We start from the raw sequence: 6,083 nt of genomic DNA on the forward strand, positions 1-6,083 counted from the left end.
GGACTCAACATTAACTCAAACAGGCAGAAGTTTTAATAGTACAATTACCGATAATTATGGATCATTTAGTCTGAGGGTTAAAAATCTTAAGGGCAAAAATGTTAGAGTTGTTTCTTCTGGCTTCTATTTCAACGAAGTATCAGGTAAGAACTCCTCCTCTCAAATATCATTATCCGGTCTTGTAAAGATCAATACGTCTGAAGCAGTCAATGTCAACATTCTTACTGCTCTGGAAGAACCAAGGGTAAAATACTTAATTGATCAGGGAAAGTCCTTTAATGATGCAAAAATTCAATCAGTAAATGAAGTTTTGAGTGTTTTTGGTATTCAAAACCCTGGGATTAAAAGAGCAGAAAAGGTAAATCTAATTGGATCCTCAAGTAGAAGTAATATTTTGCTCTCGTTATCCACAATGCTAGTTGGGTTTAGATCAGACGGTGAGCTGACTGAAATTCTAAACGATATTGCAGAAGATTTAAAAACTGATGGTCTGCTGAACGATGTTTCTTTGGGTAATAGTATCATGACTCACCTATATTATTTAGATACGACCAAGGTAATCAATCAGGTAAAAGCTAAATACACTGCACTATATCCGGATTCTATACTTAATAAAATAAATCTTAGCTATTTGGATCAATTTAAAAAATCAACTTCTTACATCAAATCCTTTGATTTAATCGAATATCCAGCACTGGGTTCAACGATATACAAAGGTAAAAACATCCTGAATTCGACTACTACTACGCTTAACAATAATATATTTGAAATATCCGCTAATTTAGTTGAGAGCGCTCTAAAATTCAGAGTGGAAGTAACAGCTGATGCTGGTGAGTTATCAGAGCTATTAGGTACAAATAAAAATTGGGCTATATCTTATCCGACAAAAAACAAGGCAATTTTAGAGACCTCTACGGTTGGATTAAATACAATTACTTTTACTACTGGAACTCTTCCTTCAAAGACGGCAACTTTAACCGTCAAATTTTATGAAAACGGTCTATCAGTTCCCACTATAACTAAAACAATACCTGTAAACTTAAATTAATAAATTGAACTGAATCTGGTTAAAAAAATAATCGTAGAAGAAAACCTCTGATTTTCTTCTACGATTATATATATTGTTACGCATTTTCTAAATCTGCAATTATCAGTTTTTTCATTTTCATTAATGCCCCCATTACCCTCTGGCCACGAACAGGATCGCTAACCAATTTACTTAATGCTTTAGGTATAATTTGCCAGCTTATCCCAAACGGGTCAGTTAACCAGCCACAGGCCACTTCTTTACCTCCATTGGCCGTTAACTGACCCCAGTATTTATCAATTTCTTCCTGATTTTCACATTCCACAACCAAAGATATTACATCAGTAAAACCAAAACCATGATTGGCTGAACTATCCATCKCCATAGCTACAAAATCCTTGATCTTAAATTGGGCATGCTTTACAAATTCTTCATTATCATCATCTTCCTTACTATATTTTAGCACGCCCTGGATATTGGATTGAGGAAACAGGTCCGTGTAAAAATGAACTGCTTTTTCTGCTTTACCAGCGTTATCACCTGTAAACATTAATGTAGGACAAAACTTTTGAGGAGTCTGACTTTTATCTCCGGTGTACACCTGCCAAGATACACCATATTTATCTTGTACCCAGCCATATTTAGGGCTCCAATCGTAGCTATCAAGCGCCATTAAGGCACTGCCACCTTCCATCAATTTATTCCAGTATCTTTCTGTTTCTTCTTCGCTTTCGCAGATGACCATGAATGAAATGGATGGGTTAGGTGATGAAGTTGGCCCATCATTAAGCAACATAAACTTTTGTCCGCTTAATTCAATTTGTATCACGAATGGAGAGGTTTGACTGATTTTTCCTTCTCCAAAAGTCTGGATATAAAAATCTGATGCTTCTGCAATCTTACCTCTGATGGTTAAACAAGGATAAATTAAATTTTTCATAGTCTAAAGGTTTAAATATTTACTTATACTAAGATACTATACTTAAACAGATTCTATGATGGGCATAACCGACAATAAAAGGGGTAAATTATGACAACCATTCTTCTAGTCTACTAATGGTATCCTCATAAAAGATCTTGTAAGTATCCTTTGTTACATAACCAATATGAGGTGTAGCCAACACATTATCTAGCCTACGAAAAGGATGCTCAGCTGGCAGTGGTTCAGTATCGTAAACATCTAAAGCCGCTCCTGCAATTTTATTGTTTACCAATACATTAATCAAGTCAGCCTCATTTACAAGGGGGCCTCTCGATGTATTGATAAGGTAAGCAGTTGATTTCATTAAATTAAGTTCTGATGAAGTTACAATGTTTCTGGAGCGCGAGCTTAATACTAAATGTAGGGTCACAAAGTCGGCCGTTTTAAATAGTTCTTCTTTACTAACCAGTCTTACGCCATGTTCATTTGCCTTCTCTAAAGTAAGGTTTTCACTCCAGGCAATCACCTCCATCTCAAAAGCCTTTGCATAACGAGCTATTGTACTTCCAATATTGCCTAAACCAATAACCCCAATAATTTTCCCTTTTAAATCCACCCCCACTTCTCTTTGCCAGTTACCCTCTCTTAAAGCTGTCGATTCTGCAACAACATTTCTTGCCATTGCCAGCAATAGTGCCCAGGTTATTTCCGGCGCGCCACTAGCATGATATCCGGTAATTGAAATGGCAATCCCCAATTCTTCTGCAGCTTTTGCATCTATGGAGGCATTACGTCTGCCTGTTGAAACAATAAGCTTCAAATTAGGTAAACTAGATAAGATTTCTCTTGACAAAGGTGTCCTTTCGCGCATTACACAGATGGCCTGAAATGGCTGCAAGGTCCGTATAACTTCTTCTTGCGAAGCCATATGGTGATTGAATACGGTAATGTCGGCCTTTTTATGAACGTTGGTCCAATCGCCAAATGAAAAAGCTACATTTTGATAATCATCCAATATGGCGATTTGGGGAAGTGTTTTCATTGTTGTAATTTTTTATGAAGTGTAAGTCTGTGATTAAAATTAGGAATAAATAGTTCTACTGTCAGAGAGACATCACGAAGAAGTTACAAATGATTCAAATAAAACCGATAAGCAAGCAAATATGATCTTTTAGATCAAAGAACTAATTAGAATTTCAATTCAGACTGATAGTATTGATAGTTATAACAACTCAATTCTTGAATTTATTAAGACACTGTTAAATTGTATAGCATAAAAAGTTATATTTAGTACTTGTTAGGTACTATATAATATCAGATGATCAGATTCGCAAAAAAGAGAACCAAGGTTACTCTTACAATTTTGGCGGGTGTTGTAATTGCGCTCTTTACCCTGCAATTCACACCAACAAGCACTACTCCGCTCCAATTAAAGAAAGGGACTCACATTGTCCTTATAGGAAACAATTTGGGATCAAGAATGATGAACTATGGACATTTCGAAACAGAAATGCATTTGCGATATCCAGAGCTCAACTTGTATATAAGAAATATGTGTGATGGAGGGAATACTCCTGGTTTCCGGCCACATGCCAGCAGAGTGTCGCCATGGGCCTTTCCTGGAGCAGAAAAATTCCAAACAGAGCTTGCCAACAATTCAGATAGCGAGGGTCATTTTGAAACCGAAGATCAATGGCTTACCAGACTAAAAGCCGATGTAGTTATTGCGTTCTTTGGATACAATGAATCTTTTGAAGGGCCAAAGGGCCTTGAAAATTACAAGGCCGAACTTGATGCCTTTATTAAACATACTTTAAAACAGCAGTACAACGGTGTTTCTACTCCTCAATTGGCCATCGTTTCGCCAATTGCATTCGAGGATCTTTCTAAACAGTTTGATTTGCCCAATGGAAAACAGGAAAACATTAATCTTTCCTTGTATGCAGAGGCTATGAAAGAGATTGCGGCGAACAATAATGTACGCTTTGTTGATGTTTATTCGCCTACAAAAAAATGGTTTGAAACTACCGAAAAATACCTGACTATAGATGGATCACAACTTAGTGACACCGCCTATGCACGTTTCGCTCCTTTATTAGCTAATCAGATTTTTGGTGAAATGGCAGCAAAAGCTGAAGAAAACAGGGCCCTTGTTCATGCAGCTGTATTAGAGAAAAACTGGACATGGCACAATGATTTTAAAATTCCAAATGGCGTACATGCGTATGGGCGCAGATACGATCCTTTTGGGCCTGATAATTATCCTGCAGAGATTAAAAGACTCCGCGAAATGACAGCAATAAGGGATACAGCAATTTGGAAAGCCGTAAAGGGTGAAAAAATGGATCTGGTTGCTGCGGATAAGAATACAACCCCTCCTCCTGTAGTAAAAACAAATTATAATGCTGAAAGAAATGGGAGCTTGAAGTACTTATCTGGTGAGGAAGCGTTAGCAAAACTAAAAGTGGCTCCAGGTTTTAAAATAGAACTGTTTGCCTCAGAAAAAGAATTTCCGGATTTGGCTAAACCTTGCCAGATCACTTTTGATAATAAAGGCAGATTATGGGTGGCAACCATGCCTAGTTACCCGCATTACAAACCTGGGGATGCTAAGCCTAATGATAAGTTGATTATTTTAGAAGATACAAATAATGATGGAAAAGCCGATAAACAGACCGTTTTTGCGGATGGACTACATCTTCCGTTAGGTTTTGAAATCACTGCCGAAGGGGTTTACCTTTCGCAAGGAACAAACTTTGTGCTTTTAAAAGATACTGATGGCGACGGCAAAGCAGACAAAAAAGAAATTCTGTTGAGCGGTTTTGATGATCATGATACCCATCACAATATACACGCCTTTACTACCGACCCTTCAGGAGCTATATATATGGGCGAGGGTGTGTTTTTGCACACAAACGTAGAAACATCTTACGGGCCTGTTAGAGCTACCAATGGTGGCTTCTATCGCTACAGTCCGCAATTGCATAAGTTAGAACGCACTGCCCAACCATATGTACCTAATMCCTGGGGTATTGCCTTTGATCAATGGGGACAGAATTTTTATGCAGAAACATCGAGCCCAGACGTATGCTGGATGTTGCCAGTTTCGGTAAAACCAAGATATGGAGTGTTTACTGAGAAATCCAGAGATTTATTACAACCGGAACATCGTGTTCGTCCTACCTCTGGTTTGGAGTTTGTTTCAAGTCGGCACTTCCCTGATGAACTGCAAGGAGATTTTTTAATAAATAATACGATCGGTTTCTTAGGTACTAAAGAACATACTCTTGTTGACGATGGAACGGGATATAAAAGCAGACACAGACAGGATTTACTAATAGCAGAAGACAAAAATTTTAGGCCGGTAGATATGGAGTTTGCGCCTGATGGTTCTTTATACGTTGCCGATTGGCACAACATCTTAATCGGACACATGCAACACAATGCCCGGGATCCGTTAAGAGACCATGTACATGGTCGAATTTACAGAATCACCTACCCTTCTCGTCCGCTAGTAAAACCAGTAAAAATTGCAGATGCAAGCATTCCGGAGCTTTTGGAGAACCTGAAGTTACCAGAAGACAGAACACGATCACGTACACGATCTGAGTTGCGCGGACGTAAAGTTTCTGACGTGCTTATTGAGGTGAAAACATGGGTGGCTAAATTGGATAAAAATGATCCTAGATATKAGCACAACCTTTTGGAGGCACTTTGGGTAACCTGGGGGTTAAATAAAGTAGACGATCAGTTACTTAGACAGTTGCTAAAAGCAAAGGATTTCCATGCAAGGGCAGCTGCGGTAAGAGTGTTAAGATACACAGGACATCAGATAGCTGATCAGCCGGAATTGTTAATGCAGTCTGCGGCCGATGAAAACGGCAGGGTTCGACTTGAAGTGATTGCTGCCGCATCTTGGTTACCTAAAGATAAAGCATTACCTATAGAGCTGGAAGTTAGCAAAAAACCCCTTGATGATTGGATGAGAGCACCTTATGAAACTGCTATAGCTCACTTAAACGGAAGATCTGTAACAGAGAAAAAAGGAGAAAAGCTGACCACAGCTTTGAGTGGCGAAGAGCGCAAGCTCTTTGTAAAAGGACGAGCAATATTTGCTAAAGAAGGTTTTTGCAT

4 protein-coding genes are annotated in these 6,083 nt (G+C 38.5%); 2 read left to right on the forward strand and 2 right to left on the reverse strand.

Annotated features, from left to right (window positions below; all coding sequences use genetic code 11):
- On the forward strand, window positions 1–1,048 hold a 1,048-nt coding region (locus AC1DG9_RS21785), incomplete at its 5' end, for a hypothetical protein (RefSeq protein WP_477635225.1).
- 76 nt (window positions 1,049–1,124) lie between these two features.
- Here AC1DG9_RS21785 and AC1DG9_RS21790 read toward each other — a convergent pair.
- Together AC1DG9_RS21790 and AC1DG9_RS21795 are read right to left on the reverse strand one after the other, a co-directional pair.
- Window positions 1,125–1,967, reverse strand: a complete 843-nt coding sequence (locus AC1DG9_RS21790) for a VOC family protein (RefSeq protein ID WP_477635226.1) — start codon at window positions 1,965–1,967, stop codon at window positions 1,125–1,127.
- A gap of 88 nt (window positions 1,968–2,055) precedes the next feature.
- Window positions 2,056–2,991: a D-2-hydroxyacid dehydrogenase family protein gene (locus tag AC1DG9_RS21795; protein WP_288879491.1), complete on the reverse strand. Its 936-nt coding sequence runs from the start codon at window positions 2,989–2,991 to the stop codon at window positions 2,056–2,058.
- A 276-nt stretch (window positions 2,992–3,267) separates the two neighbouring features.
- On the opposite strand from AC1DG9_RS21795, the gene AC1DG9_RS21800 reads away from it, so the two are divergent.
- On the forward strand, window positions 3,268–6,083 hold a 2,816-nt coding region (locus AC1DG9_RS21800; RefSeq protein ID WP_477635227.1), incomplete at its 3' end, for a PVC-type heme-binding CxxCH protein.

The organism is Pedobacter sp. 05L430 (assembly GCF_056397585.1).